This is a genomic window from Prosthecobacter vanneervenii (genome assembly GCF_014203095.1).
GTDB lineage: Bacteria > Verrucomicrobiota > Verrucomicrobiia > Verrucomicrobiales > Verrucomicrobiaceae > Prosthecobacter > Prosthecobacter vanneervenii.
The window spans coordinates 1-24,910 of sequence record NZ_JACHIG010000018.1 but is presented as its reverse complement, the minus strand read 5'-3'; the positions used below and the strand labels follow the sequence as shown (position 1 = coordinate 24,910).

The 24,910-nt window shown below is 60.0% G+C and carries 17 protein-coding genes and 1 tRNA gene; 10 read left to right on the top strand and 8 right to left on the bottom strand.

Annotated elements, in window-relative coordinates; all coding sequences use genetic code 11:
- Positions 1–10: 10 nt before the first annotated feature.
- The gene (locus tag HNQ65_RS25165) at positions 11–3,715 is read right to left on the bottom strand and encodes a PVC-type heme-binding CxxCH protein (protein ID WP_184344377.1); all 3,705 of its coding nucleotides are present in this window, start codon (positions 3,713–3,715) and stop codon (positions 11–13) included.
- 176 nt (positions 3,716–3,891) lie between these two features.
- Between HNQ65_RS25165 and araD the strand changes: the two genes are divergently transcribed.
- From araD to HNQ65_RS25150, 3 genes are all read left to right on the top strand, one after another.
- Positions 3,892–5,634, top strand: a complete 1,743-nt coding sequence (araD, locus tag HNQ65_RS25160; RefSeq protein ID WP_184344375.1) for an L-arabinonate dehydratase — start codon at positions 3,892–3,894, stop codon at positions 5,632–5,634.
- A gap of 96 nt (positions 5,635–5,730) precedes the next feature.
- Positions 5,731–5,807 (top strand) — tRNA-Pro (locus HNQ65_RS25155).
- Between the two features lie 40 nt (positions 5,808–5,847).
- Entirely contained in the window at positions 5,848–7,182 is a 1,335-nt protein-coding gene (locus HNQ65_RS25150) for a response regulator (protein ID WP_184344373.1), read from the top strand.
- Between the two features lie 2 nt (positions 7,183–7,184).
- On the opposite strand, the gene HNQ65_RS25145 is transcribed toward HNQ65_RS25150, so the two are convergent.
- Complete coding sequence (locus HNQ65_RS25145; protein WP_184344371.1) at positions 7,185–9,275, bottom strand: PAS domain-containing hybrid sensor histidine kinase/response regulator; 2,091 nt, start codon at positions 9,273–9,275, stop codon at positions 7,185–7,187.
- A 175-nt stretch (positions 9,276–9,450) separates the two neighbouring features.
- Between HNQ65_RS25145 and HNQ65_RS25140 the strand changes: the two genes are divergently transcribed.
- The gene (locus HNQ65_RS25140) at positions 9,451–10,629 is read left to right on the top strand and encodes a Gfo/Idh/MocA family protein (RefSeq protein ID WP_184344368.1); all 1,179 of its coding nucleotides are present in this window, start codon (positions 9,451–9,453) and stop codon (positions 10,627–10,629) included.
- A gap of 127 nt (positions 10,630–10,756) precedes the next feature.
- Positions 10,757–11,296, top strand: coding sequence for a DUF1287 domain-containing protein (locus tag HNQ65_RS25135; RefSeq protein ID WP_184344366.1), 540 nt, complete (start codon positions 10,757–10,759; stop codon positions 11,294–11,296).
- On the opposite strand, the gene recJ is transcribed toward HNQ65_RS25135, so the two are convergent.
- Positions 11,284–13,014, bottom strand: a complete 1,731-nt coding sequence (gene recJ, locus HNQ65_RS25130; protein WP_184344364.1) for a single-stranded-DNA-specific exonuclease RecJ — start codon at positions 13,012–13,014, stop codon at positions 11,284–11,286. The genes HNQ65_RS25135 and recJ overlap by 13 nt on opposite strands.
- A 77-nt stretch (positions 13,015–13,091) precedes the next feature.
- Between recJ and HNQ65_RS25125 the strand changes: the two genes are divergently transcribed.
- Positions 13,092–13,589: a DUF3592 domain-containing protein gene (locus HNQ65_RS25125; protein ID WP_184344362.1), complete on the top strand. Its 498-nt coding sequence runs from the start codon at positions 13,092–13,094 to the stop codon at positions 13,587–13,589.
- On the opposite strand, the gene HNQ65_RS25120 is transcribed toward HNQ65_RS25125, so the two are convergent.
- Together HNQ65_RS25120 and HNQ65_RS25115 are read right to left on the bottom strand one after the other, a co-directional pair.
- On the bottom strand, positions 13,572–15,011 hold the full coding sequence (locus HNQ65_RS25120) for an arylsulfatase (protein ID WP_184344360.1): 1,440 nt from the start codon (positions 15,009–15,011) through the stop codon (positions 13,572–13,574). The two genes, HNQ65_RS25125 and HNQ65_RS25120, sit on opposite strands and share 18 nt — an antisense overlap.
- Before the next feature lie 54 nt (positions 15,012–15,065).
- The gene (locus tag HNQ65_RS25115) at positions 15,066–15,731 is read right to left on the bottom strand and encodes a hypothetical protein (RefSeq protein ID WP_184344358.1); all 666 of its coding nucleotides are present in this window, start codon (positions 15,729–15,731) and stop codon (positions 15,066–15,068) included.
- 129 nt (positions 15,732–15,860) lie between these two features.
- Between HNQ65_RS25115 and HNQ65_RS25110 the strand changes: the two genes are divergently transcribed.
- The 3 genes from HNQ65_RS25110 to HNQ65_RS25100 are packed head-to-tail and all read left to right on the top strand — an operon-like array spanning position 15,861 to position 18,028.
- Complete coding sequence (locus HNQ65_RS25110; protein WP_184344356.1) at positions 15,861–16,448, top strand: flavodoxin family protein; 588 nt, start codon at positions 15,861–15,863, stop codon at positions 16,446–16,448.
- Positions 16,445–17,164: an AAA family ATPase gene (locus HNQ65_RS25105; protein ID WP_184344354.1), complete on the top strand. Its 720-nt coding sequence runs from the start codon at positions 16,445–16,447 to the stop codon at positions 17,162–17,164. Before HNQ65_RS25110 ends, HNQ65_RS25105 begins: the two co-directional genes overlap by 4 nt.
- Positions 17,165–17,203: 39 nt before the next feature.
- Complete coding sequence (locus HNQ65_RS25100) at positions 17,204–18,028, top strand: HNH endonuclease (RefSeq protein WP_184344352.1); 825 nt, start codon at positions 17,204–17,206, stop codon at positions 18,026–18,028.
- A gap of 17 nt (positions 18,029–18,045) precedes the next feature.
- On the opposite strand, the gene clpB is transcribed toward HNQ65_RS25100, so the two are convergent.
- Together clpB and HNQ65_RS25090 are read right to left on the bottom strand one after the other, a co-directional pair.
- Positions 18,046–20,631: an ATP-dependent chaperone ClpB gene (clpB, locus tag HNQ65_RS25095; RefSeq protein ID WP_184344350.1), complete on the bottom strand. Its 2,586-nt coding sequence runs from the start codon at positions 20,629–20,631 to the stop codon at positions 18,046–18,048.
- Positions 20,632–21,155: 524 nt separating this feature from the next.
- Positions 21,156–22,346 (bottom strand): AI-2E family transporter, encoded by a 1,191-nt coding sequence (locus HNQ65_RS25090; RefSeq protein ID WP_184344348.1) that lies wholly within the window; start codon positions 22,344–22,346, stop codon positions 21,156–21,158.
- Positions 22,347–22,408: 62 nt separating this feature from the next.
- On the opposite strand from HNQ65_RS25090, the gene HNQ65_RS25085 reads away from it, so the two are divergent.
- Entirely contained in the window at positions 22,409–23,272 is an 864-nt protein-coding gene (locus HNQ65_RS25085; RefSeq protein ID WP_184344346.1) for a M48 family metallopeptidase, read from the top strand.
- A 95-nt stretch (positions 23,273–23,367) separates the two neighbouring features.
- Here the strand turns inward: HNQ65_RS25085 and HNQ65_RS25080 are convergent, their stop codons facing one another.
- The gene (locus tag HNQ65_RS25080; RefSeq protein ID WP_184344344.1) at positions 23,368–24,825 is read right to left on the bottom strand and encodes a sulfatase family protein; all 1,458 of its coding nucleotides are present in this window, start codon (positions 24,823–24,825) and stop codon (positions 23,368–23,370) included.
- Positions 24,826–24,910 lie beyond the last annotated feature (85 nt).

The window sequence follows — 24,910 nt, the reverse complement described above, 5'->3', positions numbered from 1 at the left end:
CAGCTCTGCATTACTCCAGCGTGATGCCGCCCCAGTAGGCGAACTCCATGTTCCAGCCGTTGGCATGGGCTTCGAGGCGGAGGGTGATTTCCTGGCCGGTGAATTTTGAGAGGTCGAGTTCGATGGTTTTCCAGCGGGGCTTTTCGTGGTCTACGGTGAGTTCTTTGACGACTTCGCCATTGATGACGGCCTTGGCGGTCCAGTCGCCGCGATCATCGGCGGCGACTGTGGCGGTGAGTTTGGTTTTGCCGGGCTCGATCTTGAGGGTGCGCTCGAAACTGGCGGGTGTTTTTTTGTCGGGGAAGGGGTGGATGAGGAGGACGTTTTTGCGGCCGTAGTATTCGCTGAGCTTCATGGGGGTGCGCTCGAAGTCGGGGGCGCTGACGGTCCATGCGGGGTTCCAGAGGTTGACGCTTTCCCAGTCGATGGTGCGGGAGCTGTTGCCCTTCGATTTTGCGGGGGCGATGTCTTCGACGCCTTTGATCAGCAGTTCCTTTTTCTCCTTGGTCAGAGGGCCTTCATCCGGCGGGGCGAGGACGTACCAGATGAGGTCGCGGAAGGCGGTGTCGGGGAGATTGCCGAAGCCCATGGGCATGAGGCTTTGTTTGGTGTTGGTCAGAGTGGCGACCTGATTGCGTGGGACGATCTGGGAGGCACCGCCTGCGCCGAGGAGTTTGACGTGGCTGGGAGTGTCTTCGACAACGCGACCGGCGAGGGTGCGGCCGTCCTTGGTGCTGAGCGTGAAGTTTTCGTAGCCATTGCCGATGATCTGATTGGGGTCGATGACGTTGGCGAGGATGGCGTCGAGATTGCTGCGGCCGCTGCCAATGAGGTCTGGGCCGACTTTCTGGCCGCCGCCGTGGAACTCGTGGCAGACCATGCAGGTGGCGGTGAAGAGGAGCTTGCCATTGGCGAGGTCGGGCTCGCCGGTGAGACAGGCTTGTTTCTTTTTCGCGATGAGGACTTTCACATCGTCGGAAGAGTCCTGCCAGGCACCGAGGACCTTGGAGGCGTGATTGCGGGTGGCGGTGTCCTGGCTGGTGGCGAGGGCGCGGCGGACGGGAGCGGGGAAGCCTGCGGCGCTGACTTTGCCTTCGCCGATGGCATCGAGCAGGGTGTGAATCCATGGGGTGCGGCTGCAGAGTGCCTCAATGGCGGCGTTGTAGAGGAGGCCTCTGGCTTGCGCATCGCGGTGTGAGGCGGAGGTTTGCGCTACGGAGAGCAGCGGAGAGATGAAGTCATCGCTGCCGAAGTCTGCGGCGGCGCGGATGGCGGCGACGGAGAGAGCGGGAGAGGTGCTCTCGGTGAGGATGAGAAGCAGCGCCTTTTTGACGGTGTCCGACTTCACTTTGACAATGGACTGGAGCAGGGCGACGCGCTCTTTTTCGGGCTTGGTGGTGTCGCGCAGGGCAGTGATGGTTTCCTGCAGGGCGGCTTCATCGCCCCAGAGGACGGCGAGGGTCTGGCCGTGCTTGCGGATGTCTGCGTTGGCGTGGGCACGCCATTTGGCGAGGCTGGCGGAGACGTCTTTGGTGGGCTTGATGACACCGCTATCCTGGCCCTTGACGAGGCCGCCGAGGGCGTGGGCGAGGAGGATGTCGTGGGCGGAGATTTTGTCGCAGAAAGCGATGGCGAGGTCGAGGTTCTCGGGCTTGCGGGTGTCGCAGAGGCGGCGCATGGCTTTGTGGGTGAGGGCAAGAGAGAGGGGCTGTGACTCAGGTGCGATAGCCGCATACCAAGCCATGAATTCGCCAGCACTGTCATTAGCTACGAGTGATGATATCGCCTGCCATGCCTGAAACTGGATCAAAGAATCACCAGGGTTTTTGTTGGCAACTAGCAGAGACTTTAGAAGCCTTTTGATGTCCTCCATGGAGTCGAAACCAAAGGGAGTTGAGAGTAAAGCAGCTTCAAGTGTCAGAGGGGCTGTACTAAACATGTCACGGAACATCACAATCGCCTGGGATCTGACAGAGGCAGAGGAATCTGCCAGCAAGTTTTCGAACTCATCAATTTTAGTTTCAACTCCAAACGAATCAGGGTTCGTACGGGTTTGACTTCGAACAAAATTAGCTCTTACAAATTCGCTTGGATCCTTGGCTAGGGAGCGGGCGATTTCAGAGGAGAAGCGAAATGAACCAAATGAGGTGGAAGGGCTGAAAATGCGTTTGGCATATCCAAATGAACCCAGTGTCCACATAGTTTCGATTTTCAGAGAGGGCACTGCTGCCTTCTTGATTGCTTGCTCCAATGCCGACTGGATTTCGTTATTTTGAGGTGCCGTCACATTTTCCACCAGCATCCTTCTCGCCATGCGGCGCATCCAATTGTTGGGATGCGCCAGGGTTTTGACGAGATCGGGGGTGGGTAGGGTTTTGAGGTTGAGGTCGGTTTGTTCGCGCGTGGTTTTGGATTTGTCGTCCTTGAGGACGATGCGCCAGATGCGGCCACGTTCGCGGTCCACGCCTTCGGGATTGGCTTTGGCGTTTTGGTAGCAGGGGTATTTGTCGCACCAGTCCATGATCCAGAGGAAGCCGTCGGGGCCGGTCTGAGTGCTGACGGGGCGGAACCAGCCGTTGTTGGCGCGGAGGAAGTCGCGGCGGGGTTCGCATTTGAAGGTGGCGCCGACGGGGGTGAGGACTTCTTCGTGGATGGCGTTGTCGTGGATGTTGCCGATGAAGGCGTGGCCGTGGGTGTCGGCGGGGTAGCGGCCGCCCTGGTAGATCTGGATGCCGGCGTAGGCGGCGCGGAAGTGCTTATGTTTTACGATGCTGGGGAGGAGTTCGTAGGCGTAGGGGTTCTCGGGGGCGCCGCCCTGGCGGGTGTAGATGCCACCGGGGGCCATGTGGAAGAAGTGGTCGATGACGCAGGCGCTGACGAAGAAGTTGCCGGCGGCGTCGTAGTCGCAGCCCCAGGGATTGCTGGTGCCGTCGGCGAAGACTTCGAATTCCCAGGAGGGGGCGGGGGATTCTTTGGGGGCAGGAATGCCCCCGTTACTTGGGCGGGCGCGGCCGATGCCGGCGTCGAATTTGAAGCCTTCGCTTTCGGGCTGGCCGGGGCGGCGAACTTTGCTGTTGGTGAAGACGCCGTGGGTCATGTAGAGCCAGCCGTCGGGGCCCCAGGTGAAGCTGTTGACGAGTTCGTGGGTGTCTTCACGGCCAAAGCCGGTGAGGACGACGCGCCAGGCGTCGGGTTTGTCGTCGCCATCGTCATCGCGGAAGTGGATGAGGTGGGGCTGCTGGCCGACGTAGATGCCGTTGTCTCCGCAGATGATGGCGCTGGCGAGATTGAGGCCTTCGACGAAGACGGTGCGTTTGTCGGCGGTGCCGTCGTTGTCGGTGTCTTCGAGGATGATGACGCGGTCGCGGGGGATTTTTTCGCCGAGTTTCGGCATGGGGTGGTATTGATCGTCCTTGGCCACGCCGCCGTAGGGGCGCTGGTCTTCTGGGAGGGGCGTGCCGAGGGGGTATTCGTAGGCCTCGACAACCCAGAGTCGGCCTCGGTGGTCCCAGGTCATGGCGACGGGATTTTGCACCATGGGCTCGTGAGCAAAGCAGCGGACCTCGTAGCCCTCGGGCACGGACATTTTGGCGCGGGCTTCCTCGGGCGTGGGGCAGACGGTGGTGGCGGCGGCGCGCTCGCCTTCGAGCTCTTTGCCTGCTGCAAGGAGGTGGGAGGTGAGGAGGAGCAGCGGAAGGAAAAGGAACGGGCGCATGATTGAGGACTGTTTGTAGCAGAAGCTACGAAGAAAGGACAAGGGTGATGTCGGACAGGGTTTGGGTGGAATCGGACGCTTGGGTTTGGAGGGAGCGATTTGATCGAGGACGAGTTCGAGTAGGAGGACGAGGACGATTTGACCAGACGAAATCCCTCTTGTTAATCTTTACTCCAATGTCCACCGCAACCACCCCCACTCGCAAAACTCCTGAGCAACTTCGTTCCTGGCGCTGGTATGGCCGAGATGAGCTCAGGTCCTTTGGACACCGCTCCCGTGCCAAGCAGGCGGGGTGGGGGAGTGAGGATATTGTGGGCAAGCCGGTGATCGGGATCCTGAACACGTGGAGTGATCTGAATTCGTGCCATATGCACCTGCGCCTGACGGCGGATGCGGTGAAGCGGGGCATCTTTCAGGCGGGCGGGCATCCGATGGAGATCCCAGTGATGTCCGTGGGCGAAATGCTGACGAAGCCGACGGCTATGTTTCACCGCAATTTCCTGGCGATGGAGACGGAGGAGATGCTGCGGGCAAATCCGATCGACGGAGCGGTGCTGCTGGGTGGCTGTGACAAGTCCACGCCGGGGCTGCTGATGGGCGCTTTCAGCATGGACATCCCAGTGATCTACATGCCGTGCGGGCCGATGATCAAGGGCAACTGGCGCGGTGACACACTGGGCAGCGGCAGCGATGTGTGGAAGTACTGGGATGAAAAGCGTGCGGGCAATCTTAGCTGGGAGCAGTGGTGCGAGATCGAGGACGGCATCGCGCGCAGTCCGGGACATTGCATGACGATGGGAACGGCGAGCACGCTGACGGCTCTGGCTGAGACGCTGGGGCTTTGCATTCCGGGAGCTTCGTCCATTCCTGCGGTGGACAGTGCGCATACGCGTATCGCGGCGGCGGCGGGGCGGCAGATCGTGGAGAACGTGTGGCTGGACCGCAAGCCGTCGGGCATTGTGAGCGAGCGCTCATTTGAAAATGCGATCGCGGTGGACATGGCGTTGGGCGGCAGCACGAATGCGATCGTGCATCTGGTGGCGATGGCCGGACGCCTGGGGATCAAGCTGCCGCTGGAGAAGTTTGACGAGATCAGCCGCAAGATTCCGCTGCTGGCCAACATGCGGCCTGCGGGCAAGTATTTGATGGAGGAGTTCTTCCTGGCCGGCGGTCTGCGGGCGTTGCTGAACGGCATGCGCGAGCTGCTGCACACGGATGTGCCGACGATCACCGGCAAGACGCTGGGCGAAGACATCGAGGACGCGATCATTCACAACGAAGATGTGATTCGCACCCCCGCCAACGCATTGCAGCCGGATGGCGGCACGGCGATCCTGCGGGGGAATCTGTGTCCGGATGGTGCAGTGATCAAACATGCGGCGGCGACGAAAGAGCTCTGCACGCACACGGGACCGGCACTGGTGTATGACAGCTATGCGGAGATGAAAAAGCACATCGACGACATGGATCTGGATGTGACGAAAGACACCGTTCTCATTTTGCGCAATGCAGGCCCTGTGGGCGCGCCGGGCATGCCAGAGTGGGGGCAGCTCCCCATTCCGAAGAAGCTGATCATGCAGGGGATCCGTGACATGGTGCGCCTGAGCGACTGCCGCATGAGCGGAACGAGCTACGGGGCATGCGTGCTGCACATCGCGCCGGAGAGCGCGGTGGGCGGACCTCTGGCGTTGGTGAAGACTGGCGACCTGATCGAGTTGGATGTGCCGAACCGGAAGCTGCATCTGCACGTCAGTGAAGAGGAGCTGGAAAAGCGCCGGGCCGCCTGGAAGCCCGCACCGCAGCGCTACCACCGCGGCTATGCGAAGCTGTTTGTCGAACATGTCACACAGGCGGACCAAGGTGCGGATTTTGACTTCCTGCAGCATGGTCCAGCGGTGCCGGAGCCGGACATCTTCTAACTTGCGCGATTCCCTGAAAAGGTTACAGATACTGTCCCGACCGCTGGAACGCAGCAATGCCGAAAGTGGAACCGCAAGAGTCAGCAATGATCAAGGCGGGCTGTGGCTCAGCCTGGTAGAGCGCTTCGTTCGGGACGAAGAGGTCGTGGGTTCGAATCCCGCCAGCCCGACCACCATTTCTGCACGTTTTATTTGAGAAGACCGAGGCAAGACATGGTGCAACCAACCCCACCCAAAAAAATCCTGCTGGCTGAAGACGTGCGTGCGTTGTCCATGCGCCTCTCTCATGCGTTGGAGACGAACGGCTACATCGTACGTGTGGCAGAGGATGGAGAAGAGTGTCTGGAGCTGATGGAGGCGTTTCAGCCCGACCTGCTGGTGCTGGACCTGATCATGCCCAAGATGAACGGGCTGGAGGTGCTGAGGCACCTGCGGGCGCAGCAGTCCACGCAACACCTGCCGGTGATCGTCTGCACGGCGAAAGATTATGCCACCGAGCTGAAACACATCCAGCAGACTGGTCCAGTGGATGTGCTGATCAAGCCCTTTGACCCTGCGCTGCTGATCGAAAAACTGCGCCAGTATTTTCATGAAGCGGGGACGACGAAAGGGATCACCCACCGTGAACATTTGCCTGTTGTGGCGGAGCAGTATGCACCGGTGCTGGATACGAAGCGCCCGCATGTGAAGCTTTGGGGCACGCGAGGGTCCATTCCCGTATGCGGAGCGCGCTATGCGCAGCATGGTGGCAATACGACCTGCTTCGAGTACAACACGGGCAAAGAACGAATCCTGTTTGATGCTGGATCCGGCCTGCGTGAGGCGGGGCAGTCCTTCCTGGCCGGAGGGCCGTGCCACATTCATCTTTTCATCACGCACACGCACTGGGATCACATCCAGGGCTTTCCGTTTTTCACGCCAATCTACATCCCCGGGTATGAGATTACGGTGTATGGGGAGCGCGGGTTTGGGAAGAATATCGAATCTCTGCTCTGCGGCCAGATGGACCGGGACTATTTCCCGATCCAGCGCGAAGATCTGCGCGCCAAGATCAATTTTGTGTTTCTGGATGACGTGCCGGTGAAAATCGGAGACGTGACGGTGACGCGGGAGTTTACCCAGCATCCCGGCGCCACGGTGGGCTTTAAGGTGGAGCATGACGGCTGGAGCGTGGCCTTTGTGCCGGACAATGAGTTCCTCCAAGGCTACACGGGCGCGCCGGTGACGCTGACACGTGACTCGGATCTAGTCGTGCCCTATGAGCCCATCCTCAGGTTTTTGGACGGGGTGGATCTTCTGGTGCACGAGGCGCAGTACCTGCCGACGGATTATCCCAAACGCATCGGCTGGGGGCACTCCAATCTGGCCACGGCTTGTGCGCTGACCAAGCTGGTGGGGGCCAAAAAGTGGGTCGTGGTGCATCATGATCCTGACCACGATGACAATGCACTACAGGTGAAGCTGAACCTGACGCGACAGATTTTGAAAGAACTGGGACATGCCGTGCAAGTGGTGCACGGCTTTGACGGCATGACGGAGTACCGCTGAGGTTATTTGGCTCCGGTCTGGAATGCAGCCGTGAGGGCCTGATCCAGCGTGACGCATTCTTTTTTGACCTGGTCGAGCATGATCTGAGCACCCTTCATGTCTCCGGCATGGGCATATTCGCAGAGTTCGGAGCAGTGCTTGAGGGCGATGCCAGCGGCGTAAACGCCCAACATGCCCTTGAGCGCGTGCGCGGCCTCGTAAAGCGGGCCGGCCTTGCCGGTGGCGAGGGCTTTTTCGGCTTTGCGGAGGTATTTCTGAGAGTCTTCGGCGAAGATGCTGACGAGCTTGCGGATGAGTTTTTCATCCCCGGTGGACTCACGGAATTCGGCGAGATTGAAGGGGGGTGGCACCACCTTGGCACGAGGGGCGGCAGGCGCAGCCTCCACTGACTGCTGCCCTTCATCCTGCGGAGCAGAACGCTGGGCGTATTGCTCCACCACACGAAAGAGTTCGTCTGAGCGCAGGGGTTTGGAAATATAGTCATCCATGCCTGCTGCGAGGCATTTTTCACGGTCGCCCTTCATGGCATTGGCCGTCATGGCGATGATGGGCACATGCCTGCCGGTGCTCTGCTCCAGGCGGCGGATTCTGGCGGTGGCTTCATAGCCATTGAGCCCGGGCATGTGGACGTCCATGAGAATGGCGTCGAAGGTGTCTTTCTGGCAGCGGACGATGGCCTCGCGCCCACTGGAAGCCAGGGTGACATGGTGGCCGCGCTTTTCCAGCATGCGTGCGCCGACGAGCTGGCTGACGTGGCCGTCCTCGACGATCAAAACCTTCATTGAGGTATTGGTGGTGACGACGGTCTTTTTGCGCGGGGCGCGCGGCTTGATGGAGATGCCGCTGGTGCGGCCAAAGGCAGCGGTGAAGTGGAAGGTGCTGCCCTTTCCCGGCTGGCTCTCCACCCAGATGCGGCCCTGCATGAGGCCGACGAGATCGTGGCAAATGGCCAGTCCCAGGCCGGTGCCGCCATAGCGACGCGAGGTGGAGCTCTCCGCCTGGGTAAAGGCCTCGAAGATGCTCTCGTGCATGTCATCGGAGATGCCGATGCCGGTGTCGTTGACCTTGAAATGGAGCGTGGCCTTGTCTGCCGTGAGGGATTCCAGGCTGACATCGATGGTGACGCCGCCTTCGTTGGTGAACTTGATGGCATTGCCGACCAAGTTGACGAGGATCTGGCGAAGCCTGCCGTCATCGCCAATGAGACGCACGGGAACATCTGAATTGATGTGATGCAGGAGCACCAGGCGTTTTTGGAAAGCCCGGACGCCCATGGCCTGTGCCACCTCTGTGACAACTTCGCTGAGATCAAACTCGTGCGCGTCCAGATCCATGCGACCAGCCTCGATCTTGGAGAAGTCGAGGATGTCATTGAGCAGCTCCAGCAGCGAGTCCGCGGAAAGCTTGAGCATCTCGAGGTACTCGCGCTGGGTGTCATTCAGCTCGGTGCCGAGCAGGAGCTCGCTCATGCCGATGACGCCGTTCATGGGCGTGCGGATCTCGTGGCTCATGTTGGCCAGGAAGGAGCTTTTGGCGCTGCTGGCGGCCTCGGCATCGTGCCGGGCCTGGCGCAGCTCCTCTTCGACATGCCTGCGCTCGGTGATGTCGGTATGGGAGCCCGCCATGCGATAAGGAGTGCCGGACGCGTCTCGCAGGGCACGACCGCGTGCCAGGATCCAGCGCCAGCTGCCGTCTTTGTGGCGGAAGCGGAACTCCACGGCGTAGTAGGGGCTGAAGCCTGACAGATAGTCGTTCAGGATGGCCATAACGCGATCGTGGTCCTCCGGATGAAGCAGGCTTTCAAAGGTGGCGAAGGAGTTTTCGAGCTCGGTCTCCTCGTAGCCGATCATGCTTTTCCACCGGGGGGAGAAAAAGACCTTTCCGGTGCGAATGTCCCAGTCCCAGATGCCGTCATTGGTTCCACGCACAGCCAGGGCAAAGCGTTCCTCGCTCTCTGCGAGCTCCCGCACGGCCTCGGCAGGCGCGTCGGGCAGGCGGAGGCTGCTGGCATGGAGCATGGCCTCAAGTTCTTGAATACGCTGCTTCAGCTCCGGCACGGAGTCTCCTGCGGCATGTTCCTTGATGTCTGACATGTGTGGGTGGTGGGGGAGCTGCGGGATAAGCAGCCCGCATGGATAGACAAAAAATGGAGCAAACAAACTCAAAAGGTGAATTCACAATCGCTTATGAGTGGTTTCTCCAGCTTTCTGGGTGGAATGAAAACATCCTGGTGAGTTTTTCGGGCGGGTGCTAACGTTCCTGTTGCTCATGAACCGCCGCCGTCTCCTCGCCTCCCTGCCTGCCGTATTTGTCACCTCAAGCCTGGCCGCCGCTGATTCCAAGCTCCGGGTTGCTATCATCGGACACACCGGACGAGGCAGCTATGGTCACGGTCTTGATACCATGTGGCTCAAGATTCCCACGGTCGAAATCGCTGCAGTCGCGGATGCGGACGAAAAAGGGCTGGCTGGCGAGCTGAAGAAGCTGGGGGTGAGCAAAGGGTTTGCCGATTACAAGGCCATGCTGTCAGAGACCAAGCCGGACCTCGTGGCAATCGGGCCGAGGCACATCGACCAGCACCGTGACATGCTGCTGGCGGCGATTCAGGCCGGGGCGAAGGGCGTTTATATTGAGAAGCCGTTTTGCCGCAGCCTGGAGGAGGTGGACGAGGTCATCGCGGCAGCGGACAAGGCGGGTACCAAGATCGCCATCGCGCACCGCAACCGCTACCATCCTGCGCTGCCGGTGGTGGCAAAGCTGATCCAGGATGGTGTCATAGGGCGTGTGCTGGAAATGCGCGGACGTGGCAAGGAGGATACGCGTGGAGGCTCGCTGGATCTTTGGGTGCTGGGCTGCCATATCTTTAATCTGGCCACGTTTTTTGGTGGGGCGCCGCAAGCATGCAGCGCCACCGTGCTGCAAGCGGGGAATCCCGTGACCAAGGCGGACGTGAAGGAGGGGGACGAAGGAATTGGCTCGCTGGCTGGCAATGAGGTGCATGCACGCTTTGAACTGGCGGGCGGCATGCCGCTCTTCTTTGATTCGATCCAGAGCGCAGGCACGAAAGAGGCGGGGTTTGGCCTGCAGATCATCGGCACCAAGGGAATTATTGATTTCCGCATCGACAAAGAGCCTGTGGCACATCTGTGCACGGGGAGTCCGTTTGACCCGGCGGCCAAGGAGCCACGGAAGTGGGTGCCGATCACCACAGCGGGGGTGGATAAGGCTGAGCCCATCGCGGATCTGGGGAAAAAGCTCTCCAGCCATGAGGCGGCGGGGCTGGATCTGATCGCGGCGATTCAGGAAAAGCGTGCGCCGCTTTGTAATGCTGCGCAGGGGAGGGAGACCATCGAGATGATCAGCGCCATTTTTGAATCCCATCGCCTGAACGGGCAGCGGGTGGCCTTTCCGCTGAAGACGCGGGTGAATCCGCTCACGCTGCTCTAAGGGAGGTGGATTGTCTTGCACAGTGGGGGATATAAGTTCAACGCCGCTTAGCTTCTGCGTGTCGAATCGAGCCATGATTTTCTTGTGCCGCGTATGCCTTTTGTTCTCAGCCTTCGCCTTGACGTGCATGGCGCAGACTGCTGCGCCGTCCTTTGCCGAGAGGCTGGTGCAGGCGGCGCTGGAGCGGGTGAAGCATACGGTGCGCTACGATCCTGCGTATGTGGTGCTGGATTATCCGAGAGGAGATGTGCCTGCGGATACGGGCGTGTGCACGGATGAGGTGATCCGCAGCTACCGGGCGCTGGGCATTGATCTGCAAAAGCTGGTGCACGAGGACATGAAGCGGGCCTTTGATTCATACCCGAAAATCTGGGGCCTGCGCAGCACGGACAAAAACATCGACCACCGGAGAGTGCCGAATCTGCAGACGTTTTTCAAACGACGCGGGGCAGCGCTGCCGGTGACGCAGAGGGCGGAGGATTATCTGCCCGGAGACATCATCACCTGTACGGTGCCGGAGAATCTACCGCATATTGCCATCGTGGTGCCTGCTACCGATGGCAGTGCGACGCCATGGATCGTGCACAACATCGGCAGCGGACCCAGGCATGAGAACCGGCTGTTTGAGTTTCCGATTACCGGGCACTACCGGTATCACCCACGCTGAACGGATTCTGCGGTGCGGACGGCCTCCAGGGTGAGCTGCCACTGCTCCACGCCACGGAACCAGCCGCGCTGGATACGCATGGCCACATCCCACGGGGCGGGGGGTAGCCTGCCGATGGGGGCATTGAACCAGCGTGCCTCCATGGAGGCTCCCTCCTGGGTGAGGATGATGCGCAGGTGCTTGTCCTTCATGATGCGGCCCGGGAGCTTGGGCTTCACATTGCGGCAGAGAAAGAGGGGCTCCGGGTTTTTCTGGCCGAAGGGTTCGAGGAGCTTGTAGCTTTCGAAGAAGCTCAGAGAGAGATCGCGCAGCTTGACCTCGGCATCGAGTTCCAGCACGGCGGTCATGGCCTCCTTGCTGAGGGCCTCGCGGGCGGCTTCCTGAAAGGCGGTGCGGAAGGAGTCGATCTTGTCCTCGTGGACGGAGATACCTGCGGCCATGGCGTGGCCGCCGCCGCCGAGCAGGTGGGCACGGCAAATGTCGATGGCCTCGACGAGGGAGAAGCCGGGAATGCTGCGGCCGCTGCCTTTGCCGATGCCGTTTTCATCAATGGAGACCAGGATGGTGGGGCGGTGGCAGAGGCGTGAGATGCGGGAGGCTACAATGCCGATGACGCCCGGGTGCCAAGAGCGCGAGCCCAGGACGATGGCGGAGACGGACTCGAGATCACCGATACCGGCGAGCATAGCTTCGGCCTCGGCATGCACCTGCTGCTCGACGTTTTGGCGATCTTTGTTGTGGGCTTCGAGGAGCTCGGCCAGCATGGCACCTTCATCGGGATCAGCAGCCAGCAAGAGCTGCAAGGCGGTAGCGGCGGTGTCGAGGCGCCCTGCGGCATTGAGACGAGGGCCAAGACGAAAGCCTACGTGATGGGTCTGCACGATGCCATCCACCCCGGCGATCTGCTTGAGGGCCTTGAGGCCGTGGCGTGTCGTCTGTGCCAGGGCTTCGAGCCCGCGCCGCACGAGGAGGCGGTTTTCGTCAATGAGCGGCACCAAGTCTGCCACGGTGCCCAGGGCCACGAGGTCGAGCGTCTCCTTGAGATCGTAGCCGGGAATCATACGCGCCTTGAGCAGGGCGTGGGAGACTTTGAAAACAAGACCTGCAGTGCAGAAGTAGTGGTGGGCGGTGCCGAGCTTGGGATTCACCAGCGCCAGGCAGTCCGGACGGCCGAGGGGGGAGAGCTCGTGGTGGTCAATAATGACGCAGTCCACGCCATCTGCGCGCAGCTTGGCCACTTCTTTGAGCGAGGTGGTGCCGCAGTCCAGAGCGATGAAGAGAGCGGGCTTGCCAAACTGCTCGTAGCATTTGGCGATGCCGTCCATGCTCAGTCCGTAGCCTTCCTCCATGCGGGTGGGCAGGAAGAGGTGTGTGTCGAGCCCATAGGCCTTCAGGATGAGATGCATCAGCGCCATGGAGGTGACGCCGTCCACATCGTAGTCGCCATAAAGCACGATGCTTTCTTTAGCGTCCACAGCACGGAGGATGCGATTGACGGCCAGGCCCATCTCTGGCAGCACAGTGGGGTCTCCGAGCGTGGCGAGCTTGGGTACGAGGAAATCGCGCGCCTCTTCCACGGTAGTGAGTCCGCGCTGCACGAGCAACTGTGCCATGAGCGGAGGCAGCCCCATGTCTGCCGCCAGCTCCGCAGCGCCCTCCACGGCAGGCTTGAGCAGCCAGCGCGGCGGACGTATGGAAATGGGGACGGGGTCGGACATGTGGAAATTTGCGAGATGGTCGCATCTCTGTATGGAACACGTGTGAAGCGTAGTCAAAGCCTGCTTCCCCTGAAGCCATGTCGCAGAATCAATTTGCATCTCAATCAGGCCGCTTGTGGCTGGGAGCGATGGGAGTGTTCCTCATCATCGCCGGATCATTCTTTGCCTGGCGCATGTGGCTCTCGTATGAAAAGGCGCAGATGACGCGCAAGTGGGTGCAGGTGCCGTGCCGAATCGTGTCGTCCAAAGTGGTGGGCGAGCGCCCGACTCCGCACACGGATCCCGCGCACCGGGTGGAGATCCGCTATGAGTATGAATTTGCAGGCAGCAAGCACCGCAGCACACGCATCCGTCAAGTGGAGGCAGCGCCTACGCCGCATCTGGATGTGGCGATGCAGAGGCAGCAGGAGTTTCCTCCCGGCACGGAGCGAGTGTGTTATGTGAATCCGACAGCACCGGATGAGGCGGTGCTGCAGCATGGCTCGCGGGCTGCGCTGTATTCCATCTGGTTTCCGCTGCTGTTTGTGGCAGGCGGGGTGGGGATGGTACGCGGGGCTTTAAGGCGCGCGGTATGAGGCCTGCATGAGTTTTTCCAGTTCGACGACGATTTCAGGCTTTTCGGCAGCGAGGTTCTTTTCTTCGCCGATGTCGGTTTCGAGATTGTAGAGGAGTTTTTCGAGGGGCTTGGGCTTGCCTTTGGCTTTTGGGTTTTTCGGAGCTGCGCCGGTGTTGAGGTGGATGAGTTTCCAGGGCCATTTGAGAACGGCGATCTTGCCGCCCTGTTCATCGAAGGCCCAGTAAAGGTGGGAGTGCTGTTGCTGATCTGATTTGCCAAGGAGGGTGGGGGCAAAAGAGATGCCGTCGAGCTGGGGATCGCTGCTGAGTTTGGTGAGGCTGAGATCCGCCAGGGTGGGGAGAATGTCTTGAAAGCCGCAGACGTGTTCGCTGGTGGTGCCTGCTTTGATCCTGCCGGGCCACCAGGCGATGAAGGGCTCGCGGATGCCGCCGTCGGTCATGTCGCGCTTGATGCCTTTGAAGTCGCCGTTGCTGTTGAAGAAGTCGCTTTGATGACCGCCCTCCTGATGGGGGCCGTTGTCGCTGGAGAACATGACGAGGGTGTTTTCGGCGAGGCCGAGTTCTTTGAGGCGGGAGAGGACTTTGCCAACCTCGTTGTCGAGGAAGCGCATGAACTGGGCGAAGCCTTTTTCGGCATCGGGCCAGTCCTTGTCTTTAAATTCGCCGTAGTCGGGGGATTCCATTCCGTGGCCGAGGGGCGAGTTTTTGCCAGCCTCGTTGTTGGCGTGGGGGATATTGAAGGCGTAGTAGAGAAAGAAGGGCTCTTTGGCTTTGGCGCGTTCGCCGAGGTAGCGCTGGACGTCATCGGCAAGGAGCTGGGGGACCCAGGCTTTGCGGCCATCGAGAGGAGCGACGCCGGTGCCGACGAGGTCGCTGTCGGAGTAATCTTTGGCATCTTTGGCGGAGCCGGGGATGACGGTGTTGGGGAGCTCAACGATCTTGCCGTTTCGGACGAGGGCTTTGGTGTAGAAGTTATGCGCGTGGCTGGTGCCGACGTAGCCGAAGAATTCATCGAAGCCTTTGCGCTGCGGGTCGTCGAGGGGGATGGGTTTGCCGAGGCCGTATTTGCCGATGCAGGCGGTGTGGTAGCCGGCGGATTTGAGGACCTTGGGAAGCGTGAGGTCGTCGTCGGGGATATGGCCTTCGCCGTTGCCACGCACGCGGCAGTGGCCGGTGTGCAGGCCGGTCATGAGGACGCAGCGCGACGGGGCGCAGACGGTGCAGCCGGCGTACATGCGGGTGAACTTCATGCCCTGTGCGGCCATTTTGTCGAGATGGGGCGTGGTGAGTGTTTTCTGGCCGAAGCAGCCAGCATCACCATAGCCCATGTCATCGGCGAGGATGAAGATGATGTTGGGCTTGTCCGCAGCGTGGGCGAATGCGCCGAGGAGGAGCAGGGTGAGGAGGAGAAGGCGCTTCATGGATTAGCAGCAAACGCGGGAAGTCGCGGGTTGCTTCAGGAAAAGAGGTGATGGTTAATCGTTTAGAATCTCAGGAGGAAAGGACGGCAGCGGCATGTTTCGAAGCTGCTCAATCTGCTTTGAGCGTTGATCAACGTACCAGTTCCAGGTTTTCCAAAAGGCATCAAACGGCACAAAGGGAAAATAAACCGGGTCGTGCATTCCGTAGTCTTCTATTCGGAGCCAGGTGGTTAATCTGCCCATGATGGGCACTTCACTGCAAGGGGTGCTGCCACAAGAAAATGAGGCTTGTTTGACCGACATTTTTTCTTCCAGCTTGTCGATGACAAAAGTCATTCTGTGCCCACGAATGATGTCATATCGGTTGCTGTTATTCGAAGAAATGAGCGTCTGATACTCGCTGGCTGCGGCTCCGTAAAAAACAGCATGATCTGCCAGGACATCGATCGGGCGTCCCTCAATGAAGAATCGCAAACCATGTTCGACGGGGCTGCGATCGACATCCAAAACGAGCGTGAGTTCATATTTCAGCACGCGGTTGGTTTCTCGTTTGTGTTTTCTCGGTCCTGGCGGGAAATGCTTGTCATATTCGTCTGCAAGCTCCTCTGGCAGGACCATTGAGCTGCCAACGCGCACGCGTGTTGTGGGAAGATTTTCTCCTTCGTTTCGGGCGAAGCTGAACTTTTTACCCAACACAAAAACGGCTTCTTCTTCCTTCATGCTTCTAATTTGAATGATTGCATATCTCGCGTCAACGTTGACACGTTTGGCACCTTCTATCGACTGATTCTAATAGTGTTGAGCGCTCAGCCAGAAAGCGCTTACTTTGCCCAGTTATCCATGTCTTTTATGAACAAAGTCCTCGTCCTCTATGACTCCCGCAGTGGCAATGTCGCGAAGATGGCTGCTTTGGTGGCGGAAGGGGCGGGGCAGGTACCGGAGACGGAGGTGCGGGTGAGGCATGTGGATGAGGCGACGGCGGAGGATGTGGTGTGGTGCGACGGGCTGGCGGTGGGGAGCCCGACGAACATGGGGATTCTGTCGTGGAAGATGAAGCGCTTCTGGGACGAGACGATGGCGGACAAGTGGCTGGAGGTGGACGGTAAGATCGCGTGCGCTTTCAGCAGTGCAGGCGGCTGGGGAGGGGGCATGGAGATGGCGTGTCAGTCGATCCTGACGGTACTCATGAATTTTGGGTTCCTGGTGTTTGGCGTGACGGACTACTCGGGCCGGAAGATGACGCTGCATTATGGCGCGGTGGCCTCGAAGGAACCGCGTGAGGAGGAGACGCAGGAGGCGTGTCGGATTCTGGGGCGTCGGCTGGCGGAGTGGACGGCGCTATATGTGCATGGGCGCAAGGATCAGAATCCGCTGACGAAGGGTGTGAAGCGGTTGTGTCCGGGTGATTTTGTGGAAGATAAGACGCAACAGGCATGACACCGACATTGTGCATTCTGGGTGGCTGCAACGGGGCTGGCAAAACCACGCTCGCCCGCGAGCTGCTGCCGCGTCTTGGCATCATGCGCTTTCTCAATGCAGATGAGATCGCGCGGGGGCTTTCGCCGCTGGATCCGAGCCTTACGGCATTCAAGGCGGGGAGGCTGCTGATAGAAGAGGCGCGAGGTTTGATCGCGGCGAAGGCGAGCTTTGCGATTGAGTCCACACTGAGCGGTAAAACGTATGTCGCGATGATTCGGGAGGCGAAGGCGCAGGGGTATCGTTTTCTGCTGCATTACATCATGATTGGCTCTGGCGATCAGGCGGTTGGGCGTGTGGCGCTGCGGGTGAAGATGGGCGGTCACCATGTGCCTGATGAGGATGTGCGCCGCCGGTTTGACAGGAGCCGGAAGCATTTCATGCAGGATTATCTGCCGCTTGCCGATGAGTGGGTGCTGTGGGACAATGCCTTGCCACCGCATCGTCAGATTGCGGACAGCAGCACTCATAACCTCGAACAACTCCAGACCATGCTTGCTTCCACTAAAGTTCAGGAAGTTCCGCCGATGGAAATGTCGGAGATGGTGCGCATCGGTCTCGAAGCCAGCCGAGTAGCGACGGAGAAGATGATGGACTACTACAAGCGCATGGGGATCAAGGTGACGCCGCAGATGACGCTGGTGCCAGAGAAGCCGAAGCGGGTGAGGCGGAAGTAGGGGGCTGCGCAGCTTCGTGAGAGGTGCATTAATGACTCAATGAACGACATCGAAAACAGGCGGAAAAACATCCCGAAATCTATTCGGTTCGAAGTATTGAAGCGTGACAAATTTACCTGTCAGTATTGCGGAAAAGCGGCTCCAGATGTTATTCTTCACATCGATCACATAAATCCTGTCGCGAATGACGGTGACAATGACATAACCAATCTGATAACCAGCTGTGAAGGTTGTAATTTAGGAAAGTCAGACAAACTCTTGAGCGACGATTCGGCTTTGAAAAAAGCAAAGTCCCAAATGGACAAGCTCCAAGAGCGCCGAGAGCAGCTCGAAATGATGATGGAGTGGCAGCGTGGGCTGAAGAGTCTTGCAAACACTACAGTTAGTGAGCTGTGCACATATTGGGAGGATCTTGCGCCTGGTTATCAACTCAATGATAATGGAAAAAACGACATCAAAAAATGGGTGCGCACCTTCTCGATTCCAGAAATTACCAGCGCGATGGATGTCGCGGCAGAGCAATATTTGGTATTTGAGTCTGATAATAAGGTGACACTGGAGAGTTGGGCGGCAGCCTTCAGTAAAATTTCAGGAATATGCCGGGTTAGTCGACAGGCAAAAACAGAGCCGGATATCCGAGAATTGTACTATATCCGAGGTATTCTTCGAAATCGGCTCAGATATTGCGATGATGGACTAGCTCTCGAACTTCTCAGGGATGCTCGATTTTGGGGTGTTGGCTTGGATGTTCTTCGTTCCATTGCATTGCAAACCAGAAGTTGGACTTCATTCAAGGCAGATGTCGATTTCGCGATACAGGACACTGATGCTTGGCAAATGGCTGGTAGATCCGGGGCAGAATAAAAGTATGAAAATGCGATTTAACTCTTCACAAACTGCACCTTTCCGCTCTTCATCTCCGCAGTGATGTGGTCGCCTTCTTTGAAGTTGCCTTCGAGGACGGCGAGGCTGAGGGGATCGAGGAGGTGTTTTTGGATGGCGCGTTTGAGGGGGCGGGCGCCGAAGACGGGGTCGAAGCCGGCGTCGGCGAGGTAGCGGGTGGTGTCGTCGGTGACGGTGAGGTGGATGTTCTGCTTGGCGAGGCGGTCGATGACGCGTTGGAGCTGGATCTTGACGATGCTGTCGAGCTGAGCGGCATCGAGGCGGTCGAAGATGACGATTTCATCAATGCGGTTGAGGAACTCGGGGCGGAAGAACTGCTTGAGGCTGTCGCGCACGAGGGCATCGCGCTGCTCAGGATTGCTGACGTCCTGGATGGCGTTGCTGCCGATGTTGCTGGTCATGATGAGGACCGTGTTTTTGAAGTCGACCGTGCGGCCCTGGCCGTCGGTGATGCGGCCGTCGTCGAGGACCTGCAGCAGCACATTGAAGACATCGGGGTGGGCTTTTTCGACTTCATCGAAGAGCACGACACTGTAGGGGCGGCGGCGGACGGTCTCGCTGAGCTGGCCGCCTTCTTCATAACCGACGTAGCCGGGAGGCGCGCCGATGAGGCGGCTGACGCTGTGCTTCTCCATGTACTCGCTCATGTCGATGCGGGTCATGGCGGTTTCGTCGTCGAAGAGGAATTCGGCGAGGGCTTTGCAGAGTTCGGTTTTGCCGACGCCGGTGGGGCCGAGGAAGAGGAAGCTGCCGATGGGGCGGTTCTCATCCTGGATGCCGGCGCGGGCGCGGCGCACGGCATTGCTGACGGCGGCGATGGCGTCCTTCTGGCCGATGACGCGCTGGCTGAGGCGCTCCTCCATTTTGACGAGCTTGGAGCGCTCGCCCTCCTGAAGGCGTGAGACGGGGATGCCGGTCCAGTTGGCGACGACGCGGGCAATGTCGTCCTCGGTGACTTCCTCGCGCAGCAGCGAGTGGGCGGAGCGTGGCTGGGAGGCCTCCACGGGGGCGGCGCTGAGTTTCTTTTCGAGGTCGGGGATGAGACCATACTGGATCTCACCGGCACGACCGAAGTCGCCACGACGCTGGGCTTGTTCGAGCTCGGTGCGGAGGCGGTCGATCTCCTCCTTGACCTTGCGGCCGGCATCGACGGTTTCCTTTTCCTTGAGCCACTGGGCTTTGAGGGCAGCGGAGCTTTCCTTGAGATCAGCGATCTCCTTGTCGAGTTTTTCGAGGCGGGCTTTGGAGGCGGCGTCCTTTTCTTTTTTCAGGGCCTGGCGCTCCATCTCGCCCTGCATGATCTGGCGCTCGATGACGTCGATCTCCGTGGGCATGGAGTCGAGCTCGATCTTGATGCGGCTGGCGGCTTCATCGACGAGGTCGATGGCCTTGTCCGGCAGGAAGCGGTCGGTGATGTAGCGATTGCTCAGCGTGGCGGCGGCGATGATTGCGCCGTCCTGAATGCGGACGCCGTGGTGCACCTCGTAGCGTTCCTTCAAACCACGTAGGATGGCGATGGTGTCCTCGACGCTGGGCTCGCCGACTTTGACGGGCTGGAAGCGGCGTTCGAGAGCGGGGTCTTTTTCGATGTATTTACGATACTCATCGAGCGTGGTGGCACCGATGCAGCGGAGTTCGCCACGGGCGAGCTGGGGCTTGAGGAGATTGCCGGCGTCCATGGCACCTTCGGCTTTGCCTGCGCCAACGATGGTGTGGAGCTCGTCGATGAAGAGGATGATCTCGCCTTCGCTGGAGGTGACCTCTTTGAGGAAGGCCTTGAGGCGCTCCTCGAATTCACCACGGAACTTGGCCCCGGCCATCATGCCGCCGAGGTCCATGCTGATGAGGCGTTTGCCTTTGAGTGAGTCGGGGACGTCGCCAGCGACGATGCGGCGAGCGAGGCCTTCGGCGATGGCGGTCTTGCCAACGCCGGGCTCGCCGATGAGGACCGGGTTGTTTTTGGTGCGGCGGCTGAGGACCTGCATGACGCGGCGGATTTCCTCATCGCGGCCGATGACGGGGTCGATCTTGCCCTGCTTGGCGCGGGCGGTGAGGTCGGTGCCGTATTTTTCGAGGGTCTGGTATTTGCCTTCGGGGTCCTGATCGACCACGCGCTGGCTGCCGCGCACGGTGGTGAGGGCCTTGGAAACGGTGTCGTAGGTGAGTCCGGCCTGCTTGAGGAGGTCGGAGAGTTCGGTCTTGGTTTTGAAGAGGGCGAGAATGATGTGCTCGACGCTGAGGTATTCATCCTTGAGCTTTTTCTGCTCATCCTCGGCCTTCGTCATGAGCTCGCGCATCTCATTGGAGAGATGCAGGCCGCTGGTGCCGCCGCTGACTTTGGGCTGGCGTGCAAGGAGGGCCTCGACGCTGGCTTTGAGGTTTTGGGCGGCAGCGGGATTGACGGCGGCTTTTTCAAAGAGGGGAACGGCGATGCCGCCCTCCTGCTCGAGCAGGGCGAGGAGGAGATGGGAGGGCTTCAGCTCCTGATGGCCGTGGCGGGTGGCGACGGACTGAGAGGCATTGAAGGCTTCCTGGAGTTTGACGGTGAATTTTTCGGGAGACATGGTTGGTGGGAGAAGGGTTGTTTCTCTGATCCTTTTGCTGGAAGCATGCCACAGGGCTGGCATGAGCTGCTACGCCTGATTTGCCTGGGAAGGAGCGCGATTTGGCGGTGCTAAGCGCTTGGTTTAGTGTGCGCAGATGGCACAGGAGGAAGGACGATTTGGCACAGGTGTGATGGGGGGAGTGGCTGCGCGGGGATGGAGGGGCGGGGAGACGCTGCTGGAGAACGCGGTGAGTGAAGGGACTGCTGGGTTTGCTTTCCGGAATGCTGGCTGGAAACCCAGGGCTTGCTGCGCTGCGTCCTGGGCTGAATCCTGCGGCCCTTCAGACCGCGAGTTGGGTGTTTGGCGAGTGCCATTTCTGGAAAGCACGCATTGAAGCATTCGGCGGAGGCTTGGGGACAAGTCTCCCTACCTTGTGCTGGGCATCGCACAGGTCGCGCTTCGAGAAGCGGGAGGCAGGAAGCTTCTAAATGCGCTGCTTGAACGATTCCCAATGTGGCATCGCGTAGGTCGCTCCAGAAGTCTTACTTCTCGCGGCCGGGGAATTCGGTGGTGGCGCCGCCGCCGATGGTTTCGTCTTCGTTCATCTGGAGGTCGTAGCCTGCGACTTCGACTTCGCCGTGGCGGATTTTTTTCTTGGCCATGGCGACGGAGATCCAGTGAAACTCGGTGTTGTTGTCGAGCAGGACCTTGAGGACCATGGTGAGGGGGACGGCGAGGAACATGCCGAGGGGGCCCCAGAGCCAGCCCCAGAAGATGACGGAGAGAATGACGACGAGCGGGGAGATGCCGAAGCGGTTTCCGAGCATGGTGGGCTGCACGAAGTTATCGAGGAAGAAATTGATGCCGCCGTAGCCGAGGGCGACGAAGATGGCCGTGCCGGGGCCGTGCTGGACAAGGGCCTCGACGATGGCGGGGACAGATGCGGCGGTGCTGCCGACGGCGGGGATGTAGTTGAACAGGAAGGCGAGCAGCGCCCAGAGGAGGGGATAGTGGAGGTCGAAGAACCAGCACCAGAAGCCTGCCATGAGACCGGTGAGGGCACTGATGAGGGTTTTGACGCCGAGGTACTTCTGGATGTCGTCGGCGCTGCGCATGAGGCCGCTGAGATCGGGGCCGCCGGAAAGGCTGACGGCCTGCAGGCGGCTCTGGGTGCCGTGTGCCTCCATGAGGATGAACATCATGACGATGATGACCATGATGAGGCTGGCGAGGAATGTGGCGAGAGTGCCGAAGGTGCTGATGCCGAGGGAGCCGAGATTGCTCATGACGTCCTGCTGGGTGGCCCAGCTGATGAGGTTGTTCCAGTCGAACATGCCGCTGACGGTGGCCTTGGCGCCGACGAAGCCTTTGGCTTCAAACCAAGTGGCCGCATCGTTGGAATATCTTTCAAGGCCGCGGAGGTAATTGGGGAGATCGCGCCAGAAGCTGATGAGCAAACGGACACCCACGGTGACGAGGCCAGCGAGCGCGCTGAGGTTTACCAGCATGGTCACGCCCAAGGCCAGGCCTGCGGGCACCCGGCGCCGACGCAGCCAGCGCACCATGGGGTAGCTGAGAACCGCGAGGAAGAAGGCATAGACGATCGGCACGAGCACATTGGCCGCGATCTTGAGCCCGGTGAGGACAACAAAGAGACAGGCCAGAGTCACCACCGCCTGAGAGCCTTTCCGGCCCCAATCCACCGGGTGATCTTGATCCTGAAACAACGACATGAGCTGCAATGCCGCAAAATAGGCGCTGGCTCAAGATTTTTCCGTGAGGTATAAAGCAGGGCATGAATCAGACACTGCAGAGACTCATTCAGCCGCAGCAGATTAACTTCTTTGGAGATGAACGAGGCCGTGGTGGTGGCGGGCTGAATCCGCGCATCATTCTGGGGCTGCTGATCATTGTCGGCTCACTGATTTACAACTGGCTGAGCACCACGAGCTACCAAAACGAGTTTACCGGCAGGAAGCAAACGCTGGCGCTGGCCACTCCGCAGGAGGAGATAGCGCTGGGGCTGCAGTCCACACCGCAGATGATCCGTGAGAGCGGTGGCCTCTCGCGTGATGCAGCGGGGCGGGCGCTGGTGGAGCGGGTGGGGAGCCGGCTGATCTCCTCGACTGCGGCGCGGGAGACGCCCTACCAATTTAAATTTCACCTGCTGGCGGACCCGCAGACGGTGAATGCCTTTGCGCTGCCGGGAGGGCAGATTTTCATCACCGAGGCTTTGTTTCGCCGACTGAAGTCGGAGGATCAGCTGGCGGGCGTGCTGGGGCATGAGATGGGGCACGTGGTGGGACGGCACTCCAATGAGCAAATGGCCAGCACCCGGCTGTGGAGCGGGATCGCTCAAGGTCTGGGAGTGATGGCGTCCGACGGGCACGGCAACTCGGGGGCGCAGATAGCCCAGATGGTGGCGCAATGGCGGGTGATGAAGTTCAGCCGCGATGACGAGTCTGAGTCTGACGCGCTCGGCGTGCGGTTCATGATGCAGGCGGGATATAATCCGGAGGCGCTGATCGGAGTGATGGAGATCCTGGCGCAGGTGAGCGGCGGGGCGAACAGGTCGGACTTTATGAGCTCGCATCCGAATCCGGCGAACCGGATGGAGCATATCCGGGATGTGATCGCGAGGGAGCGGGCGAGGCGGTGAGGGGGGCTCGGGAGAGAGTACCATCCTAGTCCCTCACGTTAGCAGGACAGGCTGGAAGCCTGTCTCTCAAGGACAGCCGGGACGGCTATCCTCCACTATGGGGCGAGGCCGAGGGGGCGGTTTTCGGTGCCTTGGATTTTTTGCAGGGCGTCTCCGAGCTGCTGGCGGGTGGGTTCGGCGAGCTTTTTGAGGCGCTCGACGATCTCGGGGTGATCGTGGGCGACGTCGCGGGTTTCGCCGGGATCGTCCTTCAGATTGAAGAGGGAGAGGCCGATGTTTTCGACGCGGTAGCCGTGGCGTGAGGCGATGCCTGCGATGCCGCTCTGGGTGATGGATTTGGGTTGCATCTGGCCGAAGCGTGCGGGCTTGCCATCGCGGCCGGGCTCGCCGTCCACGGTGATGTAGGGGTGGGGGAAGTGGAGCTTCCACTGGCCGCTGCGGATGGCCTGGAGCTCATCGCCGCCGTAGAAGACGAGGGACTCGTGAGGTGATGTGGCGTCTGCTTTGCCTTCGAGGAGCGGGAGGATATTGAGGCCGTCGATCTTGCGCTGAGGAAGCTGCGCTCCGACGAGTGAGGCGATGGTGGGGAGGAGATCGATTTCCATCACGGGCTCGTCGCAAACGCGGGCAGCGGGGACGTGGCCGGGCCAGCGGGCGATGAAGGGGCTCCGGACGCCGCCTTCAAAGGTGGTGAGCTTTCCCTCGCGCAGGGGCTTGGCGCTGCCGGCGTGGTTGCCGTAGCTGAGGAAGGGGCCGTTGTCTGAGAAGAGGATGACGAGGGTGTTTTCATCAATGCCGCAGCGTTGGATGGTGGCGAGGATCTGGCCGACTGAACCGTCGAGCTCCTCGACAACATCGCCATAGAGTCCGGCGCTGGATTTGCCGCGCGCGCTGTCGGAGGCAAAGATGGGGACGTGAGGCATGACGTGGGGGACGTAGAGGAAGAAGGGGGTGTCTTTGTGCTGCTGGATGAACTGCGTGGCGGCGGCGGTGAAGCGATGGGTGAACTGGCTCTGGTCGGGGTCTGTCTCGATGACTTTGAGACCATCGTAGAAAGGGAGGGGAGGCATCACATTGGCCAGCGAGGGGTGGTATTTGCTGTTGTCGTTGGAGTAAGGGATGCCGAGGAAGGCATCGAAGCCATTGCGAAGGGGATTGAAGAGCAGGTCGGTGCCGAGGTGCCATTTGCCAAAGGCGGCGGTGGCGTAGCCGCGTGTCTTCAACAGCTCGGGAAGAAGCTGCTCGTCGGGGTGGATGCCTTCTTTGCTGGTGTGGTTCAGGGCGCCCTGCATGCCGACGCGGTTGGCGTAGCAGCCGGTCATGAGCGCTGCGCGGGAGGCGCTGCAAACCGCCTGGGCCACGTAGAAACTGGTGAAACGGGTGCCCTCTGCGGCCATGCGGTCGATGTGGGGAGTTTTGATTTTTTCCGCACCGAAGCAGCCGAGGTCGGAGTAGCCCAGGTCATCGAGAAGAATAAGCACGATGTTCGGCGGGCGCTGATCGGCGGCGGCCAGCGGCAGGGCGAGAAGGCAGAGGGCTAGGAGGAAACGCATGATGGCATGGTGGCAAGAGGGTGGAGCGATGGCGAGATTTTTTGCGGTGAAAAAATCGGCGGGCTTGCTTCAGCGAACGTTCACC